23 protein-coding genes and 1 tRNA gene are annotated in these 23,698 nt (G+C 48.3%); 4 read left to right on the forward strand and 20 right to left on the reverse strand.

Translation table 11 applies throughout. The features are described 5' to 3' along the window. Positions 1-16: 16 nt before the first annotated feature. Both A1sIIA65_RS05845 and A1sIIA65_RS05850 read right to left on the reverse strand, forming a co-directional pair. The gene (locus tag A1sIIA65_RS05845; protein ID WP_095676607.1) at positions 17-868 is read right to left on the reverse strand and encodes an ABC transporter substrate-binding protein; all 852 of its coding nucleotides are present in this window, start codon (positions 866-868) and stop codon (positions 17-19) included. Between the two features lie 128 nt (positions 869-996). Continuing rightward, positions 997-1,081: transfer RNA gene (locus A1sIIA65_RS05850), tRNA-Tyr, on the reverse strand. Positions 1,082-1,189: 108 nt separating this feature from the next. Here A1sIIA65_RS05850 and A1sIIA65_RS05855 point away from each other — a divergent pair. Continuing rightward, on the forward strand, positions 1,190-1,678 hold the full coding sequence (locus tag A1sIIA65_RS05855) for a YajQ family cyclic di-GMP-binding protein (RefSeq protein WP_095676608.1): 489 nt from the start codon (positions 1,190-1,192) through the stop codon (positions 1,676-1,678). Next, on the forward strand, positions 1,679-2,590 hold the full coding sequence (rarD, locus tag A1sIIA65_RS05860) for an EamA family transporter RarD (protein WP_095676609.1): 912 nt from the start codon (positions 1,679-1,681) through the stop codon (positions 2,588-2,590). It begins immediately after the preceding gene. On the opposite strand, the gene A1sIIA65_RS05865 is transcribed toward rarD, so the two are convergent. From A1sIIA65_RS05865 to A1sIIA65_RS05940, 16 genes are read right to left on the reverse strand one after another with little or no spacing between them, the layout of a single operon-like run. Beyond that, on the reverse strand, positions 2,549-3,538 hold the full coding sequence (locus A1sIIA65_RS05865) for a polyprenyl synthetase family protein (protein WP_095676610.1): 990 nt from the start codon (positions 3,536-3,538) through the stop codon (positions 2,549-2,551). The genes rarD and A1sIIA65_RS05865 overlap by 42 nt on opposite strands. Continuing rightward, on the reverse strand, positions 3,538-5,055 hold the full coding sequence (gene nuoN, locus A1sIIA65_RS05870; RefSeq protein ID WP_095676611.1) for an NADH-quinone oxidoreductase subunit NuoN: 1,518 nt from the start codon (positions 5,053-5,055) through the stop codon (positions 3,538-3,540). The genes A1sIIA65_RS05865 and nuoN overlap by 1 nt, the downstream gene beginning before the upstream one ends. Further along, positions 5,056-6,573 (reverse strand): NADH-quinone oxidoreductase subunit M, encoded by a 1,518-nt coding sequence (locus tag A1sIIA65_RS05875; protein WP_095676612.1) that lies wholly within the window; start codon positions 6,571-6,573, stop codon positions 5,056-5,058. Then, positions 6,570-8,468: an NADH-quinone oxidoreductase subunit L gene (gene nuoL / locus A1sIIA65_RS05880; protein ID WP_095676613.1), complete on the reverse strand. Its 1,899-nt coding sequence runs from the start codon at positions 8,466-8,468 to the stop codon at positions 6,570-6,572. Before nuoL ends, A1sIIA65_RS05875 begins: the two co-directional genes overlap by 4 nt. Positions 8,469-8,470: 2 nt before the next feature. Beyond that, a complete protein-coding gene (gene nuoK / locus A1sIIA65_RS05885; RefSeq protein WP_095676614.1) occupies positions 8,471-8,770 on the reverse strand; it encodes an NADH-quinone oxidoreductase subunit NuoK in 300 nt (99 codons plus the stop codon). Further along, positions 8,771-9,541 carry an NADH-quinone oxidoreductase subunit J gene (locus tag A1sIIA65_RS05890; protein ID WP_095676615.1) on the reverse strand — a complete coding sequence of 257 codons (771 nt, stop codon included), beginning with the start codon at positions 9,539-9,541 and terminating at the stop codon, positions 8,771-8,773. Continuing rightward, positions 9,541-10,167 (reverse strand): NADH-quinone oxidoreductase subunit NuoI, encoded by a 627-nt coding sequence (gene nuoI, locus A1sIIA65_RS05895; RefSeq protein WP_095676616.1) that lies wholly within the window; start codon positions 10,165-10,167, stop codon positions 9,541-9,543. Before nuoI ends, A1sIIA65_RS05890 begins: the two co-directional genes overlap by 1 nt. Continuing rightward, on the reverse strand, positions 10,167-11,396 hold the full coding sequence (gene nuoH / locus A1sIIA65_RS05900) for an NADH-quinone oxidoreductase subunit NuoH (RefSeq protein WP_095676617.1): 1,230 nt from the start codon (positions 11,394-11,396) through the stop codon (positions 10,167-10,169). Before nuoH ends, nuoI begins: the two co-directional genes overlap by 1 nt. Further along, positions 11,393-13,756, reverse strand: coding sequence for an NADH-quinone oxidoreductase subunit G (locus tag A1sIIA65_RS05905; RefSeq protein WP_095676618.1), 2,364 nt, complete (start codon positions 13,754-13,756; stop codon positions 11,393-11,395). The genes nuoH and A1sIIA65_RS05905 overlap by 4 nt, the downstream gene beginning before the upstream one ends. After that, positions 13,756-15,036 (reverse strand): NADH-quinone oxidoreductase subunit NuoF, encoded by a 1,281-nt coding sequence (gene nuoF / locus A1sIIA65_RS05910; RefSeq protein ID WP_095676619.1) that lies wholly within the window; start codon positions 15,034-15,036, stop codon positions 13,756-13,758. The genes A1sIIA65_RS05905 and nuoF overlap by 1 nt, the downstream gene beginning before the upstream one ends. Further along, positions 15,036-15,653 carry an NADH-quinone oxidoreductase subunit NuoE gene (gene nuoE / locus A1sIIA65_RS05915; protein WP_095676620.1) on the reverse strand — a complete coding sequence of 206 codons (618 nt, stop codon included), beginning with the start codon at positions 15,651-15,653 and terminating at the stop codon, positions 15,036-15,038. Before nuoE ends, nuoF begins: the two co-directional genes overlap by 1 nt. After that, entirely contained in the window at positions 15,650-16,990 is a 1,341-nt protein-coding gene (locus A1sIIA65_RS05920) for an NADH-quinone oxidoreductase subunit D (protein WP_095676621.1), read from the reverse strand. Before A1sIIA65_RS05920 ends, nuoE begins: the two co-directional genes overlap by 4 nt. Beyond that, complete coding sequence (locus A1sIIA65_RS05925; RefSeq protein ID WP_095676622.1) at positions 16,987-17,622, reverse strand: NADH-quinone oxidoreductase subunit C; 636 nt, start codon at positions 17,620-17,622, stop codon at positions 16,987-16,989. The genes A1sIIA65_RS05920 and A1sIIA65_RS05925 overlap by 4 nt, the downstream gene beginning before the upstream one ends. Then, on the reverse strand, positions 17,623-18,180 hold the full coding sequence (locus tag A1sIIA65_RS05930) for a NuoB/complex I 20 kDa subunit family protein (protein ID WP_095676623.1): 558 nt from the start codon (positions 18,178-18,180) through the stop codon (positions 17,623-17,625). It abuts the gene before it with no gap. 3 nt (positions 18,181-18,183) lie between these two features. After that, on the reverse strand, positions 18,184-18,549 hold the full coding sequence (locus A1sIIA65_RS05935) for an NADH-quinone oxidoreductase subunit A (protein ID WP_095676624.1): 366 nt from the start codon (positions 18,547-18,549) through the stop codon (positions 18,184-18,186). A gap of 39 nt (positions 18,550-18,588) precedes the next feature. Continuing rightward, complete coding sequence (locus A1sIIA65_RS05940) at positions 18,589-19,281, reverse strand: demethylmenaquinone methyltransferase (RefSeq protein ID WP_095676625.1); 693 nt, start codon at positions 19,279-19,281, stop codon at positions 18,589-18,591. Between the two features lie 71 nt (positions 19,282-19,352). On the opposite strand from A1sIIA65_RS05940, the gene A1sIIA65_RS05945 reads away from it, so the two are divergent. Beyond that, positions 19,353-19,952: a biotin transporter BioY gene (locus tag A1sIIA65_RS05945; RefSeq protein WP_095676626.1), complete on the forward strand. Its 600-nt coding sequence runs from the start codon at positions 19,353-19,355 to the stop codon at positions 19,950-19,952. Beyond that, positions 19,953-21,176 (forward strand): isochorismate synthase, encoded by a 1,224-nt coding sequence (locus A1sIIA65_RS05950; protein WP_095676627.1) that lies wholly within the window; start codon positions 19,953-19,955, stop codon positions 21,174-21,176. Here the strand turns inward: A1sIIA65_RS05950 and menD are convergent, their stop codons facing one another. Beyond that, a complete protein-coding gene (gene menD / locus A1sIIA65_RS05955) occupies positions 21,177-22,793 on the reverse strand; it encodes a 2-succinyl-5-enolpyruvyl-6-hydroxy-3-cyclohexene-1-carboxylic-acid synthase (RefSeq protein WP_190277111.1) in 1,617 nt (538 codons plus the stop codon). It abuts the gene before it with no gap. Further along, positions 22,751-23,695, reverse strand: a complete 945-nt coding sequence (locus A1sIIA65_RS05960; protein WP_095676628.1) for an o-succinylbenzoate synthase — start codon at positions 23,693-23,695, stop codon at positions 22,751-22,753. The genes menD and A1sIIA65_RS05960 overlap by 43 nt, the downstream gene beginning before the upstream one ends. Positions 23,696-23,698 lie beyond the last annotated feature (3 nt).

Raw genomic sequence — 23,698 nt, forward strand, 5'->3', positions numbered from 1 at the left:
TACTGCTGAGTTTCTATTAAGGCTTCAATACAGGAGCGCCAGCATCAGTTGCTAGCCACTTATCTGTAATTGCTGCGAGTGTTCCATCAGCGGTAATGGCATCTACAGCGCCAGTAACACATGATGTGAGCTTGCTTCCCTTTGAAAGCAGGAGACCAAACTGATCACCTTCACCATTTGATGGAAGTTGACCAACGATAAGTCCGTTTGGAACTTCAACGCCTGATAGGTAGAAAGCAGTTGGTAGATCTACAACAAGGCCATCGATCTGCTTGTTTTTGAGTGCAGATACACCTGCTGCATTGTCGTTAAATACCTGTGGCTTTGTGCCAATCTGATTCTCGATTGCATCAAGTGAGGTAGTACCGACTGCTGCGCCAAGCTTGGCGCTCTTGAGTTCAGCAAGTGAAGTCTTTCCTTCAATCTTGCTTCCCTTGAATGAGACGATTGCCTGTGGAGCTGTGTAATAAGGTGATGAGAAATCAACAGCTTTCTTGCGATCATCAGTAATTGAGAACTGCTGCAAGTTGAAGTCAAACTTCTTCTCTCCTGGTGTTACAGCTGAGTCAAATGTTGTGCGGGCCCAGGTGACATCTGCAGCATCAAAGCCGAGTTGCTTAGCAACTGCATAAGCCACTGCTCCTTCGAAGCCTTCGCCAGACTCTGGCTTGTCATCGATAACCCATGGGTAGTACGCAGGTTCACCAGTTGCGATAGTGAGTTTGCCTTCAGTGATTGTTGCTAGCTCACCGATTTCACATGATGCTGATGCTGAATCAGATGAATCCGAACCGAAAGGTCCACATCCTGTGAGTGTGAGAGCAGCTGCGATAACAGCTGCAGTGATAATTCCGAAACGTTTCTGCACGTTAGCTCCTTAAGGTTGGGGCGAGATAAATACTAGAGAAGAGTATTAACCCAATCGCCCAATGTCGACACGCGAATGAACTGCAGGAAGCCCAGCAAAGTAATACGCCCTCGTGAATTAGGGCGTTGTGGTGGCGGGTGAAGGATTTGAACCTTCGAAGGCAGAGCCGGGGGATTTACAGTCCCCTCCCATTGGCCGCTCGGGCAACCCGCCAGGGTCATACAAGTCTTACGGCGCTTTGGTAAGTGCGAGCGGCAAACGATACCTTAGGCACTTGAACTTTGAAAATCACAAGATTAACCACAAGGGAGCGCCACCGATATGGCTGATAGCAGTTTTGACGTAGTCTCGAAGATCGACCGCATGGAGCTAGATAACGCTATAAATCAGGCTATCCGCGAGATTGATACCCGCTTTGACTTTAAGAATACTGGCGCAAAGATTGAACTCTCAGGTGACAAGTTAGCAATCGAAGCAGATACTGAAGAGCGCGCAAAGGCGACCCTGGATGTCGTTAAAGATAAGTTGATTAAGCGTGGAGTTTCACTCAAGCACCTTGATGCTGGTGAGCCACAGCTCTCAGGAAAAATCTACAAGATTGCATGCACCATGAAAGAGGGCATCTCAACTGAGAATGCCAAGAAGATTGCTAAGTTCTTGCGTGATGAAGGTGCGAAATCAATCAAGACCCAGATTCAAGGCGATGAGCTACGCGTGACATCAAAGAGCCGTGATGATCTGCAGGAAGCTATTGAGCAGATTAAAAATGGCAAATTCGAATTTGCAGTTCAATTCGTAAACTTCCGATAAGTGGTTAAGAACCGGAGCGAGTATTCGCTGGGGCTTCTCTTTGGCGTCAGCGCATATATTTTGTGGGGGCTCTTCCCTTTGTATTGGCCGCTCCTAGAGCCAGCTAATCCATGGGAGATTGTTGCCCACCGCGCCGTGTGGACATTGGTCTTCTGCGCAATTGTTCTCGCTATCTCCAAGCAAATTCATTCCACGATCGCAATCCTTAAGAGCCCCAAGAAAGTTATTGGCTTACTTGCAACAACAATCCTCATCTCCATCAACTGGATTACTTACATCTGGGCAACGAATAATGGACATGTTGTAGAGGCTGCCCTTGGTTACTACATCAATCCGCTCATCATTATTTCATTCGGAGTAATTCTCCTTCGAGAGAAGATGCGTCCTTTGCAGTGGCTCGCAGTTGGTATTGCAGCAATTGGCGTTGGCATCCTTACCTACGATTATGGACGTCTTCCCTGGGTTGCTATCTCACTCGCCCTCTCATGGGGCACATATGGCCTTGTGAAGAAGAAGTTAGATCTTGGCGCACTCGATGGACTCGCAATTGAAACCTTGATATCCCTTATCCCCTATGGCTTCTATCTTCTCTATCTCGGCAACAATGGCACAGGACAGTTTGGCCATAACTCCCTTCTCACAGTGCTTCTTATCAGCGCAGGTGCAATCACTGCTATTCCACTCTTACTCTTTAACGGCTCAACTACTCGCCTGCCCTATAGCACCATCGGATTGCTGCAATACATCACTCCAACGATTCAATTCTCTATCGGTGTGTGGTTGCGCCATGAAGATATGCCGACTGCGCGATGGATTGGTTTTATCGTGATCTGGTTTGCTCTAGCTGCGTTAGCTACTGATCTAGTGCGATCAAGCAGAACGGTCGACAATAGCGTCGCACAAGGAAAATAGAGCACCTGTCACATCGTTAACAGGTAGTGGTCCAAGAGCTGCGCGAGCATCACGTGCAATATTCTGCAGTTGACCGCGCGATTCATCGAGTGCGCTATGTCCTCGCAGAGTTGTGAGAACCTGCGCTACAACTTTCTCATCCTTGATCGGGGCTTTGAGTAGCTTGATGAGTTCGCGATCTTCGGCCCGTGTAGATTTCATGACATTAAGAGTCACAAGAGTTGGAACTCCTTCACGCAGATCAGTGCCTGGGGTCTTTCCAGATTGGTGAGATTCACTTGCAATATCAATAACATCATCTGCTAATTGGAATGCAATACCTACTTTTTCACCGAAGACTGTGAGAGTCTCTTTAATATCTGCAGGAGCACCTGAGACCATCGCACCGAATCGTGCGCTTGCTGCAATCAGTGATCCTGTCTTATCTGCAACAACTTGCAGATAATGATCAAGGGCATCCTCCCCATTTTGCGGTCCTTGCGTCTCCATAATCTGGCCAATGACAAGACGTTCAAAAGTTGATGCCTGCAGGCGAACTGCTTCAGGTCCGATATCTGCAAGGAGTGCTGAGACCTTTGCAAAGAGGTAATCCCCGGTGAGAATGGCAACGGTGTTGCCCCAGCGACTATTTGCGCTCTCCACTCCACGACGAAGCTTTGCTTCATCCATCACATCATCGTGATAGAGAGTTGCAACGTGTGTAAGTTCGCAGACAACTGCTGATTCAACAATGCCAGACTTATTCTTATCTCCATAGTGAGATGCAAGAAGAGTTAACAACGGCCTCAGGCGCTTGCCACCTGCTGCAACGAGGTGGCGCGAAGTCTCCTCCACCAGCGGGTAATCACCCTGAATATGGCTAAGGAGAAGGCTTTCAACTTTAGCCATACCCTCTTTAAGCTCTGCCTCTAGCTCAGGGGCTAAACCAGGTATTCCGAATTTAGACATTATCGGATGAAGAAAGCTGTTGATGCAATGAAATCGATCAGAGGTGCGGGGAAGATACCGAGAATCAAGGTAATCACTGCCGCAACTGTAATCGTTATTGTTGTAAGGGCAGAAGGAATGACAACGCTGGTGCCATCTTCAACTGGATCCTTAAAGAACATCAAGACGATGACGCGGATATAGAAGAAGGCAGCTATTGCTGATGAGAGCACACCAGAAATCAAAATCCATGTGCTTCCTGATTCATAAGCACTTGAGAAGATGGAGAATTTTCCAATAAAGCCTGATGTAAGAGGAATGCCTGCAAAGGCTAAAAGGAAGAAGGAGAAGACTGAAGCAACTAATGGTGAGCGCTTACCAAGTCCACTCCAGCGATTGAGGTCTGTGACCTCACCCGATGAGTCGCGCACGAGAGTGACAACTCCAAATGCTCCAACGGTGGCGATGCCATAGGCGAAGAGATAGAAGATGGTGGCATCAAGACCTGATTTGCTCAAGGCAATCACACCTGCAAGAAGGAAGCCTGCGTGAGCGATTGATGAGTAGGCAAGCATGCGCTTAACATCTCGTTGCGCAATTGCCACTACTGATCCAATGACCATCGTGATTATTGCAATCAGAACAAGAGCTGGACTCCATTGCCACTGCGCATTGGCAAATGAGACATAGAAGATACGAAGGATCGCACCGAATGCTGCAACCTTGGTAGCAGCTGCCATAAAGCCTGTAATTGCTGTTGGTGCACCTTGATAGACATCAGGTGACCATGCATGAAATGGCACCGCACCGACTTTAAAGAGAAGACCCACAGAGATAAATGCAATGCCTAGAAGCAGGAATACATCATTTCCTGAGCCACCCACAACACTTGATTGAATTCCTGCAAATGTAATTGAGCCTGAGTATCCATAGAGATAAGCAGCGCCAAAGAGGAAGAATGCTGATGAGAATGCACCCAATAAGAAGTACTTCAGCGCAGCCTCTTGCGACATCAATCGGCGACGACGTGAAAGTCCTGCCATCAAATAGAGCGGTAATGAGAGCACTTCAAGGGCCACAAAGAGAGTGATTAAATCTGTGGAAACTGGGAAGAGCAGCATTCCAGCCACTGCAAAGAGTGTCAGCGGATAGACCTCAGTAACGCGTAGATCAAGCTGGAGCGATTCACGTTCTTCATGAGAACCAGGAACTGCTGCAGGAAGAGCTGTGAAGTTCTCTTGATCTGCAATCAGAAATACCGAGAGTAGAGCAATCACTAAAATCGAAGCTTGAAGTAGAACACCTGCACCATCAAATGCCACAGAACCCATTGCAGCATTTGCTGAAGATTGTGTGCGGACCTGCATCAGCGCTGCAAAGGATGAGACCAGTGTTGCAACTGTAATGAAGAGCTGTGAGCTATGGCGTGATGCACGAGGTGCAAATGCCTCAATAAGAACACCAATGAGTGCCCCACCGAGAACGATGAGCATCGGTGCAAGCTGTGCATAGTTAAGTACGGGAGCCGTGAATGACATTTACTTGCCTGCGCTCTCTGAAGGAACTGGATCAGTAAAACCTTGCTTCTCAAGCACATGTGCTGAAGCTGGGTTAATAACGTTGAGCAGCGGTGCTGGATAGAAGCCAAGAGCGATAATCACTGCAATCACAGGACCGATAGCAATCTTCTCGCGGAGGTTGAGGTCTGGAAGATTCTCATTTCCCGGAGTTGTCGGACCGTGCAGCGCTTTCTGCACTGGGATCAAGATGTAGAGAGCTGCAAGAACTATTCCGAAGGTAGCAATAATTGCAGCTACTGGGTAGCGAGTGTATGTACCTACTAGAACGAGGAACTCGCTCACAAAGCTTGAGAGACCAGGTAGAGCGAGTGAAGACATTCCTGCAATAAAGAATGACCATGCCATCACTGGTGTAACGCGCTGTAATCCGCCGAAATCTGCAATTGTTGATGAACCGCGGCGAGAAATCATCCAGCCTGCAACGAGGAAGAGAGCAGCTGTTGAGAAGCCGTGGTTGAACATATAGAGAGTTGCACCGCTATGGCCTTGCGTAGTCATTGCAAAGATTCCCATGGTGATAAACCCGAAGTGTGATATTGATGTATAGGCAATCAATCTCTTGATATCGCGCGCTCCAATTGCAAGGAATGCGCCATACAAGATTGAGATCACAGCTAAGACCATGATGACAGGAGTAAAGGTCTTAGAGGCATCAGGAAAGAGCGCAAGACAGAAACGAATCATTCCAAATGTTCCGACCTTGTCGAGAATGCCAAGGAGAAGAACAGATGTTCCTGGTGTTGCAGAAGCTGCCGCGTCAGGAAGCCATGTGTGTAGTGGCCAGAGAGGTGCCTTAATTGCGAATGCAATAAAGAATCCTAGGAACAGAAGGTTCTGAGTCGTAGAGCTCATATATTTATGCATCTCAGAGAGCTGGCCAATATCAAAGGTGTGGCCACCGTTAGCGCCTGAGATCACATAAAGCCCGATGATTGATGCGAGCATCAAGAGACCGCCAAAGAGGCTGTAGAGCAAGAATTTCACAGCAGCAGCTGCACGTTCTCCACTGCCATAACCACCGATCAGGAAGTAGACAGGGATCAACATCGCTTCAAAGAATACGTAGAACAAGAAGACATCAGTTGCTGCAAAGACGCCGATCATCATTGTTTCAAGAACGAGAATCAGAATATAGAAGACCTTGGCAGACCAGCGTCCACCTTCAGATTCATTCCAGCCAGCCAGGACCACAATCGGTGCCAAGAGGACCGACATAAGAATCAGAACGATTGAAAGCCCATCGACTCCAACTGCATAGTTGATACCAAAGGATGGAATCCATTGTGCAATCTGAACGAATTGGAATGCTGTGTTCTCTGAATCAAATTTTATCCAGGCCATGACGCCTGAGATGGCAACCAACAAGGTAGTACCAAGTGCTGCCTGCTTGATGCGAAGAACTTGATCTGTTGGGATAACCGCAACGAGGAGTGAACCTAGTAGCGGCAATAACATCATGCTTGTCAGCGCGTTCATTGTGTGACCACCCAGATTCCAGCAATCAAGGCGACTGCACCGATAAGAATGAGCGCTGCATAACTGCGAGCGAACCCTGTCTGTGTCTTGCGTAAAGCCGCGCCAGCACCGAGTGCTGTGCGACCGACTCCACGTACAGCGCCATCAACAACGCTCTCATCGCCCTTCACAAGCAGTGCTGTGAGAGCTTGTCCAGGACGCATAAAGACTGCTTCGTTAAATGAATCCTGCATCAAATCCTTACGGGCGATGCGAGTAAAGATTGAGACATCCTGTGGCGCAACAGAATCAACTTCTGCAAGCTGATACTTCACAATCGCAATTGCAACACCTATTGCTACGGCAACGAGCGCCATGCCTGAGACAACAATCGGTTCAAAGAGGTGCTCTGTGCCATGTTCTTCACCATGCTCACCAAATACTGGGTTGAGCCAGTTGGCGAGAGCATCTCCGCGAGTAAAGAGGAAACCTGTTGTTACAGATCCGATTGCAAGAATTGCCATAGGAAGCCACATAAGAATTGGTGACTCGTGAGGATGTTGATTCTCTTCCCAACGCGCTTTACTTGTAAAAGTAAGAACCATAACGCGAGTCATGTAGAAGGCAGTGATTGCAGCTCCTAGGAGTGCAGTTGAGCCAAGGAGAATTCCCTTAATTCCACCTGCATTAAATGCAGTTTCAATAATGAGATCTTTTGAGTAGAAGCCAGCAAATGGTGGAACACCGATGATTGCAAGATAGCCAAGACCAAAGGTAATGAATGTGATTGGCATGAATTTACGAAGCGCGCCATAGCGACGCATATCAACTTGATCATTCATGCCGTGCATGACAGAGCCTGCACCCAAGAACATGCCCGCTTTAAAGAATCCGTGTGTGAGCAAGTGCATGATGGCGAATGCATACCCTGCAGGACCAAGGCCTGCGCCAAGGATCATGTAACCAATCTGTGACATCGTTGAAGCAGCAAGTGCTTTCTTGATGTCATCTTTTGCAGTACCGATGAAGGCACCGAATAACAAAGTAATTGCTCCCACGATCACAACAAGAAGTTGGGCAGTAGGCGCTGCATCAAAGATAAAGTTAGAGCGAATAATCAGATAAACACCAGCTGTCACCATTGTCGCTGCGTGGATCAGTGCTGAAACCGGTGTTGGACCAGCCATCGCATCACCAAGCCATGCCTGCAATGGGAATTGTGCTGACTTTCCTGTTGCTGCAACGAGCAACATCACTCCGATAGCTGTGAGTGCTGCTTTGGATGCAGTATGTGATGCCTCTTCTACTCCGCTAAATGAGACCGTGCCAAGAGTTGCAAAGGCGATCATGATGGCAAAGGAGAGACCCATATCGCCGATGCGGTTCATGACAAATGCCTTTTTGGAAGCAGTTGCATAGGCAGGCTTTTGATTCCAGAAACCGATCAAGAGATAAGAGGCAAGACCCACGCCTTCCCATCCCACATAGAGGTTGAGATAGGAATCTCCGAGAACGAGCAGGAGCATCGCTGCAATAAAGAGGTTGAGATAGGCAAAGAAGCGTCGACGGTTTTGATCATGAGACATATAAGAAATTGAGTAGATATGAATCAGAGTTCCAACGCCGGTAATAAGAAGGATGAAACAGATCGAGAGCTGATCGAGCAAGAGCCCTGCATCAACATTAAATGTGCCGACGTTGATCCATGAGAAGAGCTTCTGACCTACTGCGCGCTCCTCCGTTGGACGAGAAAGCATCTGTGAGAGTTGGTAGAGACCGACTCCAAATGAACTCGCAGAGAGCGCTGTTGCAAGCAGGTGTCCCCACTTATCAGCACGACGTCCTGCAAGTAGAAGAATTGTTGCACCAAAGAGTGGAAGTGCAATCAGATAGACCAATGAAGTTGAAGTCGTCATCACTATCGCTTCAACAAACTAGCATCATCGATAGATGCTGATCGACGTGAGCGATAAATCGTCACGATAATGGCAAGACCCACTACTACTTCACAAGCTGCAACAACCATCGTGAAGAAGGCAACTACTTGTCCATCGAGTGTTCCATTAATCCGAGAGAACGTTACAAATGAGAGGTTTGCAGCATTAAGCATGAGCTCAACACACATAAAGACAACGATTGCATTGCGGCGAACAACAACGCCCACTGCACCAATGGTGAAGAGAATGGCTGAAACGTAGAGATAGTTATATGGATTCATTTACTTCTCCTCCGTCACAGTGTTATCGACTTCACCGAGTTCGAATTGAGCAGAATCCAACATATCTCCGCGCGCTTTAAGCGTTGCAGAGATTGAGTTAGGGGCAGCACTTCCATCAGGAAGTAGCGCTGGAACATCGACTGCATTGTGGCGAGCAAAGACACCTGGGTTAGGAAGCCCTGCTGCACTACCAAGGGAGGCGCCACGAAAGCGTGCGATCGCTTGTTCGCGTTGTGTAGCGCGTGGAACTGCGCGTTGGTGATGAGCTAAAACCATTGCACCGAGTGCTGCTGTGATCAGAAGTGAGGACACAACTTCAAATGGCCACACATACGTTGAGAAGAGAAGTTGAGCCAAACCTTGAACATTGCCTTCGCTATTTGCTGCTGTGAGTCCATATGCATCGTGGCCCAACTTTGCACGGCCAATCAACGAAACAAGTAATCCACCAAAGCCAAGGGCAGCTGTAATTGCAATTGGGCGAAGGCCAGGAATTGTTTCAGTCAATGAATCTGATGCATCAACACCGACCAACATAAGAATAAAGAGGAAGAGCATCATTACTGCGCCCGTATAGACAACAATCTGAACAATTCCGAGGAAGAGAGCATCTTGGGCAATATAGAAGATTGCAAGAGTAATCATGACCCACGCTAAGAGAAGTGCTGAGTGGACAGCCTTCTTCACAAGGAGCATTCCAAGTGCTGCAACCACTGAAAGTGGAGCAAGGAACCAGAACATCACTGCTTCAGGAGTTTGAATCGTTAACATTATTTCTCGCCCTGTGATGGATGAGCTTCCTTCACATCGCCGTTGTAATAATTGGTATCTGTCATCCCTGGATACATTGGATGGGGAGGTGCAAGCATTCCTTGACGAAGTGGAGCAAGGAGATCTTCCTTTTCGAAGATCAACTTCTCGCGCTTGTCATCTGCTAATTCGTATTCATTTGTCATAGTAAGTGCGCGAGTTGGGCATGCTTCAACACAGAGACCACAGAAGATGCAGCGAAGATAGTTAATTTGATAGACAGCACCGTGGCGCTCACCCGGTGACATTTGATTTCCAGGTGTGTTATTTCCACCCTCTACCAAGATTGCATCTGCAGGACATGCCCATGCACAGAGTTCGCAACCAATGCACTTCTCAAGACCATCTGGGTGGCGGTTAAGTTGATGACGGCCGTGGAATCGTGGGGCAGTTGGTGCCTTCACATCAGGGTATTGAACAGTTTGATTCTTCTTAAACATTGTTGAGAAGGTGACCCAGAAACCCTTTGCTTGCTGTGCAAGAGATGCCGGTCCTGGTTGTTCGACCTCAGTAAATGGAACAGAGTTGATATCAGCCTGACCTGAATTTCTCTTCTCAATATTTAGGTTCTCATTGAAGTCAGTCATTACTTGCCTCCTGAGACGTTAATTGATTGCACATTAGGTAAAGATGGAACAGGGAAATCTGGAGCTTCACCGAGAGGAAGATCTGCACTGCGGACCTTCTCTTTATTGCGTTCAACAAGTGAGCTAATTGCCATCACGATAATGACGACACCTGCTGCAAAGGCAAGAATTGCAGAACGTGGAGCGCCCTCTTGCTGAAGAACGCGCAATGAAGCAACAATCAAGATCCAAATCAGTGAGACCGGAATCAAAACTTTCCAGCCAAATTTCATGAACTGGTCATACCGAAGACGTGGAAGAGAACCTCGTAGCCACATAAAGATAAAGAAGAACAGGTTTACCTTGGCAAAGAACCAGATGAGTGTGAACCAGCCACCAAGCCATTGCTCTGTAAAACCAAGGCCAGGAAGTGCGTGATAGCCACCAAGGAAGAGCGTTGTTGCAAGAGCTGAAACCGCAATGATGTTCACATATTCAGCCAAGAAGAAGAGTGCAAACTTCAGTGATGAGTACTCAGTGTGGAAACCACCAACGAGCTCACCTTCAGCTTCTGCCAAGTCAAATGGTGCACGGTTTGTTTCACCGACCATAGAGATCACATAGATAACAAATGATGGGAAGAGAACGACAGCGTTCCAGATGTGCTGGTGCTGTGAGGCAACAATGTCTGATGTCGACATTGAACTTGCATAGATAAAGACTGCAACGAGTGAAAGCCCCATCGCTACTTCATATGAAATAACTTGTGCGCTAGAGCGCAGACCACCAAGAAGTGGATAGGTAGAACCTGATGACCACCCAGCGAGTACTACGCCATACACACCGATAGATGTGACTGCAAGGATGTAGAGAACGCCAACAGGAAGATCGGTGAGTTGAAGCGCTGTCTTATGTCCAAAGAGATTTACAACGCCAGTCATCGGAATAACAGCAAAGGCCATAAAGCACATTGATGTTGCAATGATTGGAGCAATGATGAAAACGACCTTATCTGCAGCTGCAGGGATGATGTCTTCCTTCAGTGCAAGTTTGACTCCATCAGAGAGTGATTGAAGAAGTCCTGCAGGACCAACGCGGTTAGGGCCTGTGCGCAGCTGCATCTTTGCAAGGACGCGACGCTCGGTCCAGACAGCCATCAACGTTGCAACTACACAGATACCAAAGACCATTACTGCCTTAACCGCAATGATCCAACCTGGATCTGTTCCTAGAAGTTCTGCAGTTGTCATGCCTTCACCACCGTTACTACATCGCCATGCACTGCATCGAGTGCGACAAGTGCTTGAGAAGCAAATGAATTACGTGGAATCCACACTGCATCTTCATGGATATCTTCAACAAGTACTGGAATTGTGATGGAGCCGTGTGCATTAGAGACGCGAACTTGCTGACCTGTTGCAACGCCGATTGATGCAGCGCGCTTAGGTGAAATCACTGCAACTGTTGGGCGGCGTGTGCCAGCTAAATTATCTTCACCTTTTTGTAAAGTTCCCATATCCAGCAAGCGACGCCATGATGAAAGAAGTGCATCATTTCCTGAAACAGATTTTGCAGTTCCAGAAGCCACAGGTGCGAGCTGAACACGAGAGCCATCCCATGAACCAAGTTGGTTAAATTCACGAGCAGATGAAGTCACAGTTCCAAGTGAGATTGGATTACCCAATGCATCTGCAAGCATGGAGAGAATACGAACATCGCTACGGTTATGAGAGTCTGCAACTGCTGAATCAAAGGCACGTGCGCGGCCTTCCCAATTAAGGAAACTTCCGCTCTTTTCAGTAATGGCAGCAACTGGCAATACGACATCTGCAACAGCAGTTACCGAACTTGGTGCAATTTCGAGTGAGACAACAAATGACTTCTTAAGGGCTGCAATTGCTTCGCGAGAATGTGGAAGATCGTGTGCATCAACGCCGCCGACTACAACTGCATCAAGATCACCCGATGTCAGTGCATCAATGATTTGTGTGGATGTGCGACCTGGTGTTGCTGGAAGTGAATCAATTCCCCACGCAGCCGCGATATCAACGCGAGCTGCAGCATCTGCAACAGGGCGACCGCCCGGAAGAACGTTTCCGAGTGCGCCTGCCTCAAGTGCACCACGCTCGCCTGCGCGACGTGGAATATAGGCAATCTTTGCACCAGTCTTTGCAGCAAGGGCTGCAACTGCTGTGAAGAGCCCTGCACTTTCAGATGCGCGCTCTCCAACAAGAATTACTGACTTTGCTGTGAGTGCAAGTCCTGCAACTGCTGTGCTTTCAGCACCAGGGGCTACCTTGATGAATTCAGCTTTGAGCTTATCCATTGCAATTGAGCCCTTGGTAGCAACTGCTGAGACTTTAAGTCCGCGCTTTTTAAAGTTCTTATTCAGGCGCAAGAAGACGATGGGTGATTCTTCTTCAGGTTCGAAGGCAATGAGTGCAACATGATCTGCTGTATCGATATCGCGATATGTAGTTGATGATCCTGCAACATGTGCTGCAAGGAAGTCGCGCTCTTCATCAGAGGTAACCCGAGCACGGTAATCAATATCGTTTGTGCCGAGTGCAATACGTGCAAACTTTGAATATCCATAAGCATCTTCAGTTGTCACACGACCGCCTGTAAGAACTGCGGCACGCTTGCCCTTAAGACCAGCTGCTGCTGCAGCTAACGCTTCAGGCCATGATGCTTGAACGAGTTCACCGGATGAGTTGCGAACAAGAGGATGTGTAAGGCGATCAAGGGAAGTCACATATTTAAATGCCCAGCGGCCCTTGTCGCAGTTCCACTCTTCATTGACAGATGGGTCATCCCCAGCAAGACGACGCAAAGTCTTTCCACGACGAACATCGGTGCGCATATCGCACCCTGATGCACAGTGCTCACATGCAGATGGTGTTGAAACTAAATCGAATGGACGTGCACGGAATCGGTAAGAAGCACCGGTAAGTGCGCCCACTGGGCAAATCTGCACAGTATTTCCTGAGAAGTAAGATTTAAATGGATCGTTCTCATAAATTCCAACTTGCTGCAAAGCTCCACGTTCATTCAAAGTAATAAATGGGTCAGATGCGATCTGTTCTGAGAAGCGCGTGCAACGAGCACACAGAACACAGCGTTCACGATCGAGAAGAACTGATGATGAAATATTGATTGGCTTCTCAAAGGTGCGCTTATAGCCATCTAGGCGTGCATCGGGACGACCATTGCTCATCGCCTGGTTCTGCAGCGGGCATTCCCCGCCCTTATCGCAGACTGGGCAATCAAGTGGGTGGTTACCAAGTAATAACTCCATCACACCTTTCTGCGCCTTATCGGCAACAGGTGATGTCAGCTGTGTTTTAACAATCATGTTGGGTTCAACTGGAATGGTGCAGGAAGCCTGTGGCTTTGGAAATGCGCGACCATTGATTTCAACATCGACTAGACATTGACGACATGCACCAACTGGATCAAGAAGTGGGTGATCGCAGAAACGTGGAATCTGAATTCCAAGCTTCTCTGCTGCACGAATAATCAGAGTTCCCTTGGGAACTGAAACTTCAAAACCATCAATGACAACGGTGATGAGTTCAACTGCAACTGCAGAATCTTGAGTTGTTGTCATTACTTCACCGCCCCTGCAAAGAGTGTGGACTTCACTGGATCGAATGGGCATGCACCGTTTGTCACGTGTGCGATGTATTCGTCACGGAAGTACTTGATAGAAGATGTAATAGGAGATGTTGCACCATCACCGAGTGCGCAGAATGAGCGACCCATGATGTTGTCGCAGAGATCAAGTAACTTCTCAAGATCTGCTTCTGTGCCGGTTCCGTTTTCAAGATCACGCAAGATTTGTACCAACCACCAAGTGCCTTCACGACATGGTGTGCACTTACCGCAGGATTCGTGCTTATAGAACTCAGTCCAGCGAAGTACTGCGCGAACAACACATGTTGTCTCATCAAAGATTTGCAGAGCCTTTGTTCCAAGCATGGAACCAGCTGCAGCGACACCTTCGTAATCAAGTGGGGTATCAAGGTGAGCATCAGTAAAGAGTGGAGTAGAAGATCCACCCGGTGTCCAGAACTTGAGCTGATGACCTGTGCGAACTCCGCCTGCAAGTTCAAGAATTTCACGAAGAGTGATTCCAAGTGGTGCTTCAAATTGTCCTGGGTTATTTACATGTCCTGAGAGTGAGTACAGAGTTGCACCCTTTGACTTCTCTGTTCCCATTGATTGATACCACTCTGCGCCATTGTTGATGATGGCAGGAACAGATGAGATTGATTCGACATTGTTCACAACTGTTGGACGTGCATAGAGACCTGCGATTGCAGGAAATGGCGGACGAAGACGAGGTTGACCGCGGAAGCCTTCGAGTGAATCAAGCAGCGCTGTCTCTTCACCACAGATATAAGCACCTGCTCCAATATGAAGAGTGATATCAATTCCCTTACCAAGGTGTCCAGCTTTATATGCATCCGCAATTGCAGCATTAACGCGGCGTACAACGTGAGTTACTTCTCCACGGATATAGATAAATGCGCGCTCTGCACGGATTGCATGACAGGCGATGATGCAGCCTTCAATAAGAACGTGTGGGTTAGCCATCAATAGAGGCGTGTCCTTGCATGTTCCTGGCTCTGATTCATCAGCGTTCACAACAAGATAGTGATCTTTATTATCACCTTGTGGAATAAAGCCCCACTTCATTCCAGTAGGAAAACCTGCGCCACCGCGACCGCGAAGACCAGAATCTTTCACCAGTTGAATGACTGCATCAGGATCCATTGCAAGAGCCTTCTTCGATGCTGTGTATCCACCATTACGTGTGTATGCCTCGATAGTAAAAGAATCTGGTTGATCCCAGTGTGCTGAAAGGACGGGAGTTAACTTTGACATTACTTTCCTTCCTTCGAAAGCTTAAGACCGAGAAGTGTTGGCTCTCCTGCTTGAATACCTTCACGAGCACGACCATCATCAAGACCTGCAAGAACAGCAGAAGCCTCTTTGTATGTAACGAGTGTGTTGGGACCACGTGTTGGTGCTGGTGGATTTCCAGCACGAGCTCCATCGACTAGTGACTTCGCAGATTCAACTGTCTGATTGTCATAGAACTCCCAGTTAGCCATGACTACAGGTGCGTAATCACATGCTGCATTACACTCGATATGTTCGAGAGAAACTTTTCCATCTTCTGTAACGCCATCATTTTCAATACCAAGGTGCTCTTTCAGCGCTGAGAAGATTGCGTCCCCGCCCATAACTGCGCAGAGAGTGTTTGTGCAGACACCTACGTGGTACTCACCCACTGGCTTGCGCTTGTATTGAGTATAGAAAGTAGCAACGGCGGATACTTCAGCTGTTTCAATTTCGAGAAGTTCAGAGATTGTCTCGATGCCTTCATGTGTGACATAGCCAGATACTGATTGCACATAGTGAAGTAAAGGCATGATGGCAGAACGGCTACGTGGGTAGCGCTTGATAATTGTCTGCATGAGGTCGCGATCTAGAGTCATCGGTCAACGCCTCCCATAACTGGATCGATAGATGCAACAGCGCCGATAATGTCAGCGACCATTCCACCTTCACTCATTGCAGATGTTGATTGCAAGTTATTAAAGGAAGGTTCACGGAAGTGAACACGGTATGGACGAGTTCCACCGTCTGAGACAACGTGTGCTGCAAGTTCACCGCGTGGAGATTCAACCGCTGCATAGGCCTGTCCCGCTGGAACGCGGAAACCTTCGGTGACAAGTTTGAAGTGATGGATAAGTGATTCCATCGATGTGCCCATGATTTCGCGGATGTGCTCAAGTGAGTTTCCGAGCCCATCTGCACCCAGTGCAAGCTGTGCCGGCCATGCAATCTTCTTATCGGCAACCATCACAGGTTGTCCTTCAAGTTTGTCGAGCTTGTCAGCTGCTTGCTCAATGATGCGAAGTGATTGCTCAAGCTCTGCCATGCGCACTAAGAAGCGACCATAGACGTCGGCAGTATCTGCAGTAATTACTTCGAATTCATAATTTTCATATCCGCAGTAAGGCTGCATCTTGCGAAGATCCCAAGGAAGTCCCGCAGAGCGAAGTACTGGTCCTGTGATTCCAAGGGTTGTGCACCCTGCAAGATCTAAGTAACCAATTCCTTCGGTGCGCTTCATCCAGATGGTGTTACCGATAAGCAACTTTGCATTATCTTCAAAGTTCTTACGAAGAGTCTTTACAACGTCGCGAATCTTTACCGTCATTCCTGCTGGAAGATCTTGTGAAACTCCACCTGGGCGGACATAGGCCATATTCATGCGAAGGCCCGTGATTTCTTCAAAGGTATCGAGAACAATTTCGCGATCGCGGAATGCAAAGAACATAGGTCCCATGGCGCCGAGTTCAAGAGCACCTGTGCCAAGGGCCACCATGTGGGATGAAATACGGTTGAGCTCCATCATCATCACGCGGATGACAGATGCGCGCTCTGGAACATCATGGGTAATTCCCAATAGCTTTTCAACTGCAAGGCAGTAAGCGGTTTCGTTAAAGATAGGAGCTAAGTAATCCATACGGGTTGCAAAGGTGACAGCTTGTGTCCAGTTACGGAATTCAATGTTCTTCTCAATTCCTGTGTGCAGATATCCAATACCTGTGCGCACTTCAGTCACTGTTTCGCCTTCAAGTTCAAGAACCAGGCGAAGAACACCGTGCGTTGATGGGTGCTGTGGACCCATGTTGACAATGATGCGCTCTTCTTTTGATTCACCGATTTCAGAGACAAGTGAATCCCAATCGCCACCGGTAACTGAGAAGACTGTGCCCTCAGTAGTCTCGCGTGAGGATGCGTATGGATCTGAATACGTTGTCATCGGTAGCTCCTGCGATTTGAAGGTGCAGGTGTTGTTGCGCCCTTGTACTCAACGGCAATTCCACCGAGTGGGTAATCCTTACGTTGTGGGTGACCATTCCAGTCATCTGGCATCAAGATGCGAGTAAGACCTGGGTGGCCATCGAAGATGATTCCGAACATGTCGAAAGTTTCGCGCTCGTGCCAGTTATTGCCTGCCCATACTTCAATAAGGGATGGAATATGTGGATCGAGTTCTGATGTTGCAACTTCAAGGCGAACACGCTGGTTCTTTGTGAGCGACAGAAGTGGGTATAGAGCAACGAGTTCTGCGCCAGCGCGATCTGGATAGTGAACACCGGAAACACCCATACACATTTCAAACTTCAACTTATCGCGCAAGATAAAGGCAACTTCAAGAAGACGAGACTTCTTGATGTGCAGTGTGAGTTCGCCACGGTCAACAACTACGCGAGTGATTGCATCTGCGAAATCTGGGTATGCGCGCTCTAAATCATCGGCAACATCATCGAAATATCCACCGTATGGGCGCTCGGTTGAACCAGTAGATGCTGCTGTGCGGACAAGGCCGCCATATCCTGAAGTATCTCCGGTACCTGCGGCCCCGAACATACCTTTCTGATCTTCGCTCATTTACGCCAGCAACCCCTTCATCTGGATTGTTGGCTTGGCATTCATTGCAGCAAGTTCAACTTCCTTAATAATCGCTTCGCGATTTGGACCGAGCTTTGTATCGCCAATAAGAGTGTGGAGCTTGATGATTGCATCCATCAACTGTTCAGGTCGTGGTGGGCACCCTGGTAGATAAATATCAACAGGAACAATGTGATCAACGCCTTGCACGATTGCATAGTTATTAAACATTCCACCAGATGAAGCACACGCACCCATGGAGATAACCCACTTTGGCGCTGTCATTTGATCATAAATCTGACGAAGCACTGGTGCCATCTTCTGTGAGACGCGACCTGCAACGATCATGAGATCTGCTTGACGAGGAGAAGCTGAAAAACGTTCCATACCGAAGCGAGAAATATCGTGCTTAGGAGCTGAACCAAGTGCCATCATTTCAATCGCACAACATGCAAGACCAAATGTTGCAGGCCAGAGCGAGCTCTTGCGCATATAACCAGCAAGTCCTTCAACAGTTGAGAGAAGGATTCCGCTTGGTAACTTATCTTCTAGGCCCACGAATTAATCCCATTCCAATCCACCGCGACGCCACACATATGCATATGCAACGAAGACTGTTCCAATAAAAATTGCCATCTCAACTAATCCAAAGAGGCCGAGCTTGTCGAAGGTAACTGCCCATGGATAGAGAAAAACAATTTCAATATCGAAGATGATAAAGAGCATCGCTGTGAGGAAGTACTTCACCGGAAAGCGTCCACCTTGAATAGCTTGCGGTGATGGTTCGATTCCGCACTCATACGCTTCAAGCTTGGCGCGGTTATAGCGAGCAGGGCCGGTAACGGCTGCGATGCCCACAGAGAAGGCGGCAAATCCAAAGCCGATGGCAAAGATCACCAGGATCGGAATATATGGATTTGCGCTCACGAGCCAAATCCTAAGCGTTGGCAGATGCCGATTAAACCGTTACGGCTTGCGCGCTTTGTGAACTGCGACAACTCCGCCAGTCAGGTTCTTCCATGAAATCTCGACCCATCCAGCAGCTTCGATCTGGGCCGCGAGCGCCCTCTGATCTGGCCATGCCCGGATGGACTCTGCCAGGTAGATATAGGCATCGGGATTGGATGAAGTTTTTCGGGCAACCCAAGGAAGAGCCCTCATGAGGTAATTGGTATAAATGGTGCGAAAGGGACGCCATGTAGGGCTTGAGAACTCAGCGACGATGAGGTGTCCCCCGGGCTTTACGACCCGAAGCATCTGTGCGAGCGCTTTCTCAGTGTTCTGGGTATTGCGAAGGCCAAAGGAGATGGTCGCGGTATCGAATTCACCTTCTGCAAAGGGCAGATTGAGGGCATCAGCCTTGGTGAAGGCAAGGTGGGGCCGTGCTTTGCGCCCTGCTGCAAGCATCCCCTCACTGAAATCAGCTGGGATGACATCTGCGCCAGCTGCAGCCAAAGGCTCAGAGCTTGAGCCTGTGCCTGCTGCTAAATCCAGGATCTTCATCCCTGGGCGTGGAGAGATGATCTTCGTTGTCGCCTTACGCCAGGCCTTGGTGCGGCCCAGGCTTAAGAGATCATTGACCAGGTCATAGCGCTTTGCAACGCCATCGAACATGGCTGCAACTTCATCAGGATTCTTATCCATATTGGCGCGTGACATGCGCATATTCTCTCTGAAGGTAGGCTCTGCGCACAACTTGTATTCGATTTCAAAGATGAGAGGCTCACCCGATGTCACTTCACTCTGGCTCACTTCGCTCAGCTGTCTTTCCACGTTCTACTGCCTTGACTCAAGCGCTCTTCATCGTGGGTGGCGTTGGCTTTATCTCTCTCCTTGCTCAAATCTCACTTCCTGTTCCGGGCTCACCTGTTCCAGTCACAGGTCAGACACTTGCAGTTCTCTTAATCGGAACAACATATGGCGCTCGCCTAGGTCTAATGACTTTTGCTACATATTTATTGGCCGGAATTGCAGGAGCACCCATCTTCGCTCCCTCTGCAACAAGTGCTAACCACGGCATTGATCGCCTGATCGGTGCAACAGGTGGATACCTGGTTGGAATGCTCGTTGCATCTTTCGTCCTTGGATACCTTGCAGATCGCAAAGCAGATCAAAAGTTTCGCACATCATTTCCTGCACTCTTACTCGGTGATCTCATTATCTTCACACTTGGTCTTGCATGGCTTCATGCATCCCTTGATCTGACATGGGCTGCCACCTTTAAAGCAGGACTTACACCTTTTATTCTCGGTGAGGCTCTCAAGATTGCAATCACTGCAACATCACTTCCTCTTATATGGCGAAGAATTTCACGCAGCCTCAATCGCTAAATGCCCTCCCTTATCCCCGTCACCACAAATCGCATTGGTGATCACCTCCCGCTCTTAGAGCTGCTTCCCAGTGATGCGCCTTTGTCATGGGTGCGAAACGGTGAAGGCCTTGTGGGATGGGGCGTTCATGCAACAACTACTGTCAGTGGAAAAGATCGCTTTGAGAAAGCTCGCAACTGGTGGCACCACCAACTAGAGACATTTGCTGTTGCAAACTCCGTTCACGGCAGTGGCACAGGACCAGTTCTCTTTGCCTCATTCTCATTTGATAGAAATCAAGAGTCTGTGCTGGTTATTCCTAAGGTTGTTGTTGGACAGAAAGGTCTGCAATCCTGGATTACATGGATTGGCGATATACCTCAGCCTCTTCTTCCAGAAAAGCGTGAAAATATCTCACAAGGTGCCTTCACATTTGGTGATGGAAGCATCAGCACAGCAGCGTGGAAAGAGCGCGTTGCACAAGCAATCACACGGATTGAAACAACAAAGGTCGACAAGGTTGTTCTAGCAAGAGATCTTCTTGCAACAACGAGTGCAGATATTGATGCGCGCCCCATCCTTGCCAAACTCGCATCTGAATATCCATCGACGTGGACATTTGCAGTCGATGGTCTTGTCGGTGCAACACCTGAACTACTTCTTCGCCTCTCTCGCGGAATGGTCACATCCCGCGTCTTGGCAGGCACTATTCCAAAGACTGGCGATGATGCAAAAGATTTAGCACTTGCTGCATCCCTTGCTCGTTCTTCTAAAGATCTTGAAGAACATGAATACGCGGTGCGCTCCGTGGCCGAAGCATTGGAACCATTCTGCTCATCGACAAACGTTCCTGAATCACCTTTTGTATTGCACCTAGCCAATGTCATGCACCTTGCAACAGATGTGACGGGAGCGCTGACTGAGACCAAGCACCGCGTCGATGCTTTCTCACTACTGAAGAACTTGCATCCTTCTGCTGCTGTCTGCGGAACTCCACGCAATATTGCATTCGACATCATCGATGAAATCGAAGGAATGAACCGTGGGCGCTATGCGGGCCCTGTCGGCTGGATCGATGCCAGTGGCGATGGCGAACTAGGTATCGCACTTCGCACAGGTCAGATTACAGGCAAAGAGATTCGGATCTATGCCGGTTGCGGAATCGTTGCAGGCTCAAGCCCGGAGAAAGAGTTAGAAGAGAGCAATGCAAAGATGATTCCAATGCGCTCTGCTTTGCAGAGCTAACTACATCGAGGAAATACTCTTATAAATTCCTTTAAGGAAATCTGCATTTGCATCACGATTTGGAACATCTACAACAACAACGCTCATTCCCTTAACTGGCTCTGAAAGTTCCGTGGTGAGCTCTTTTTGGGTTCCAATGGTCTTTGCAGAGATACCCATAGAAGTGGCAATCGCAGCTGGGTCTAGTCCATGAGGAGTTCCAAAGACATCTTCAAAACCCTCAACACCGCGTTGTGAAAGTGTGGAGAAGATCCCACCGCCATCATTATTGATAACAAAAATCTTGAGGTTGATCTTCTCTTTGTGAATAAGGCCAGTCAGGTCATGCAAGAAGCCAAGGTCGCCAAGTACGGCAATAGTTTCTTTGCGTTGGGATGCGATACCGAGTGCGGTCGAGATATTGCCATCGATGCCTGCAAGTCCGCGGTTGGCAAAGGTTTCAACGCCTGTGCGTGCTGCAGCAAAACCTTCAAGGTCGCGGATGGGACGAGATGAAGAGATGAAGAGGGAAGTGCCGGATGGAACTCCAGCTGCAATTTCACGTGCAACGAGTTGTTCTGACCAGGTTGAAATATCCGCAACCATCTTCTGTGCACGAAGTGAGTACTTCTCCCACTTCTCTGCGTACTCCGCATCGGCAGGCTGCACCTCAACAACGGGAAGCTGAATGAACTTTTGATCTGCCATGCGGTCGCTATCAACAGTTGCCATACGTGGATCAATGACGATTTCTTTCCGTGCCGTCTTGATAAAGGCGTTGATGGAACGAGAAAGAGTTGTGCGACCAATGACAACAACGGTATCTGGCGCTAAATCATCTGCAATTGTCTTTGATGTGAGAAAGACGCTGGCATGGGAGATGGCGCTTTCAAATGTGAGTGGATCTTCTGCGATAACTGGCCAACCGAGTTTTTCTGCAAAGTCTTTTACCACTTGAACGCTTAAGCCCCCGCGATCGTGACCGATGGCCAGAACTCCACGAGTTGATTTTGTATAGAAAGTTCCAGGGGTTTTACGATCAAATACTTTTGGTGCAGAAATTGTTAAGTCATTGAGCCAGTTATCACTCTTATCTCCCACAAGTGGTTCTTCAAATTGAATGTTGAGATGAACTGGTCCACTGTGAAGTGAGTTAAATGGAAGTTCCATCGGATAAACGCTGCCTGAAACATCCGCAAAGTAACGAACAGCTTTGCCGAAGATGCGTGCTTGCTCTGTTGTCTGGTTTGCACCTGTCTTGCGAAGGGAAGCAGGACGATCTGCAGTCAGTACTAGAAGTGGAATATTGGTGTGTGATGCTTCTAAAACTGCTGGGTGGTAATTAGCAACAGCTGTTCCGCTGGTGCAGACAATTGGCACCGGGCGACCTGAAGCTTTAGCGATTCCAAGTGCGAAGAATGCTGCTGTTCGTTCATCTATGCGGACGTGAAGATTGATAAGTCCTTTGGTACTTGCCTGATGAAAGGCGATGGAAAGCGGAGCATTGCGAGATCCTGGAGAGATCACTACATCAGTGACACCAGCTTCAAGAATTTGGCGGACGATGACGCGAGCAAGGAGTGTGGATGGATTAATCACAGGAGCTCCGCTGTCTTCATAACGCGATTCTTCCACCATTCATAGCGCTCTGGTGCCACCTCTAATCCTGCGAAGTCAGGCTCAACTTCCGTGATTTGGATTTCACCATTAACGATTGGAAGGTCTGCAACATTTGCAGACAGCAGTGAGCCTGTTCCAAGCCCACATTCAAAATCCATTTCAGGAAATGATGCAGCAAGTTGTAATCCGTAATTGATTCCTACTGCGCTCTCGAGGGCACTTGAAATGACGACTGGGAGTTTGTGGTGCTCAGCCAACTTATGAGCACGAGCAATTCCACCCAGTGGTTGCACTTTGAGCATCAAGATATCGATAGCCCCCTTGAGATCCACAGCAAATGGATCTGATGCTTTGCGCAAGACTTCATCGCCAGCAATCTTGATATCAACCTTTAACTTCTCTTTGAGTTCGCGCAGCTCATCCACTGTTCCACATGGTTGCTCCACATATTCAAGCGCGCCGATGTTTTCATAGATAGCACGAAGGTTTGTGACTGCTTCTTGCACTGACCAAGTTCCATTGACATCAATACGCAGCTTTGCTTTGGGGCGAAGTGAACTCACCTTGGCAAGACGTGCAATATCCTCGGCTAAGTTCTCGCCCACTTTCACCTTAAATGTTTGTACCCCTGGAAATGAATCAACAATGCGTTCGATATCTGCTGGGTTATTCAGTGCAGGAATGGTGCCGTTCACCTTTACTGAGGTGCGATAGAGCTTGGGAGAAGGCTTAGTTGCAGCCTCTATCGCACACATCAACCATGGGGCTGATTCTTTGTAATCGTATTCAAGAAAGGGTGAGAATTCACCCCATCCGTATTCGCCTTTAAAGAGCGCAACTTCTCTGAGAGTTATGCTGCGAAAGTTTGTCTTAGTGGGCAGCGCAACTACGCGCAGTGTTTCGAGCAGGCTTTGATCCATAAA

The organism is Candidatus Planktophila dulcis (genome assembly GCF_002288225.1).
In the GTDB taxonomy this organism is placed as follows: Bacteria; Actinomycetota; Actinomycetes; order Nanopelagicales; family Nanopelagicaceae; genus Planktophila; species Planktophila dulcis.

Excerpts from the sequence above, each read along its gene's own strand:
- A1sIIA65_RS05855 (WP_095676608.1), top strand. The coding sequence starts at position 1,190 with ATGGCTGATAGCAGTTTTGACGTAGTCTCGAAGATCGACCGCATGGAG.
- A1sIIA65_RS05865 (WP_095676610.1), bottom strand. The coding sequence starts at position 3,538 with ATGTCTAAATTCGGAATACCTGGTTTAGCCCCTGAGCTAGAGGCAGAG.
- nuoN (WP_095676611.1), bottom strand. The coding sequence starts at position 5,055 with ATGTCATTCACGGCTCCCGTACTTAACTATGCACAGCTTGCACCGATG.
- A1sIIA65_RS05875 (WP_095676612.1), bottom strand. The coding sequence starts at position 6,573 with ATGAACGCGCTGACAAGCATGATGTTATTGCCGCTACTAGGTTCACTC.
- nuoL (WP_095676613.1), bottom strand. The coding sequence starts at position 8,468 with ATGACGACTTCAACTTCATTGGTCTATCTGATTGCACTTCCACTCTTT.
- nuoK (WP_095676614.1), bottom strand. The coding sequence starts at position 8,770 with ATGAATCCATATAACTATCTCTACGTTTCAGCCATTCTCTTCACCATT.
- A1sIIA65_RS05890 (WP_095676615.1), bottom strand. The coding sequence starts at position 9,541 with ATGTTAACGATTCAAACTCCTGAAGCAGTGATGTTCTGGTTCCTTGCT.
- nuoI (WP_095676616.1), bottom strand. The coding sequence starts at position 10,167 with ATGACTGACTTCAATGAGAACCTAAATATTGAGAAGAGAAATTCAGGT.
- nuoH (WP_095676617.1), bottom strand. The coding sequence starts at position 11,396 with ATGACAACTGCAGAACTTCTAGGAACAGATCCAGGTTGGATCATTGCG.
- A1sIIA65_RS05905 (WP_095676618.1), bottom strand. The coding sequence starts at position 13,756 with ATGACAACAACTCAAGATTCTGCAGTTGCAGTTGAACTCATCACCGTT.
- nuoF (WP_095676619.1), bottom strand. The coding sequence starts at position 15,036 with ATGTCAAAGTTAACTCCCGTCCTTTCAGCACACTGGGATCAACCAGAT.
- nuoE (WP_095676620.1), bottom strand. The coding sequence starts at position 15,653 with ATGACTCTAGATCGCGACCTCATGCAGACAATTATCAAGCGCTACCCA.
- A1sIIA65_RS05920 (WP_095676621.1), bottom strand. The coding sequence starts at position 16,990 with ATGACAACGTATTCAGATCCATACGCATCCTCACGCGAGACTACTGAG.
- A1sIIA65_RS05925 (WP_095676622.1), bottom strand. The coding sequence starts at position 17,622 with ATGAGCGAAGATCAGAAAGGTATGTTCGGGGCCGCAGGTACCGGAGAT.
- A1sIIA65_RS05940 (WP_095676625.1), bottom strand. The coding sequence starts at position 19,281 with ATGTCACGCGCCAATATGGATAAGAATCCTGATGAAGTTGCAGCCATG.
- A1sIIA65_RS05945 (WP_095676626.1), top strand. The coding sequence starts at position 19,353 with ATGTCACTTCACTCTGGCTCACTTCGCTCAGCTGTCTTTCCACGTTCT.
- A1sIIA65_RS05950 (WP_095676627.1), top strand. The coding sequence starts at position 19,953 with ATGCCCTCCCTTATCCCCGTCACCACAAATCGCATTGGTGATCACCTC.
- menD (WP_190277111.1), bottom strand. The coding sequence starts at position 22,793 with ATGGTGGAAGAATCGCGTTATGAAGACAGCGGAGCTCCTGTGATTAAT.
- A1sIIA65_RS05960 (WP_095676628.1), bottom strand. The coding sequence starts at position 23,695 with ATGGATCAAAGCCTGCTCGAAACACTGCGCGTAGTTGCGCTGCCCACT.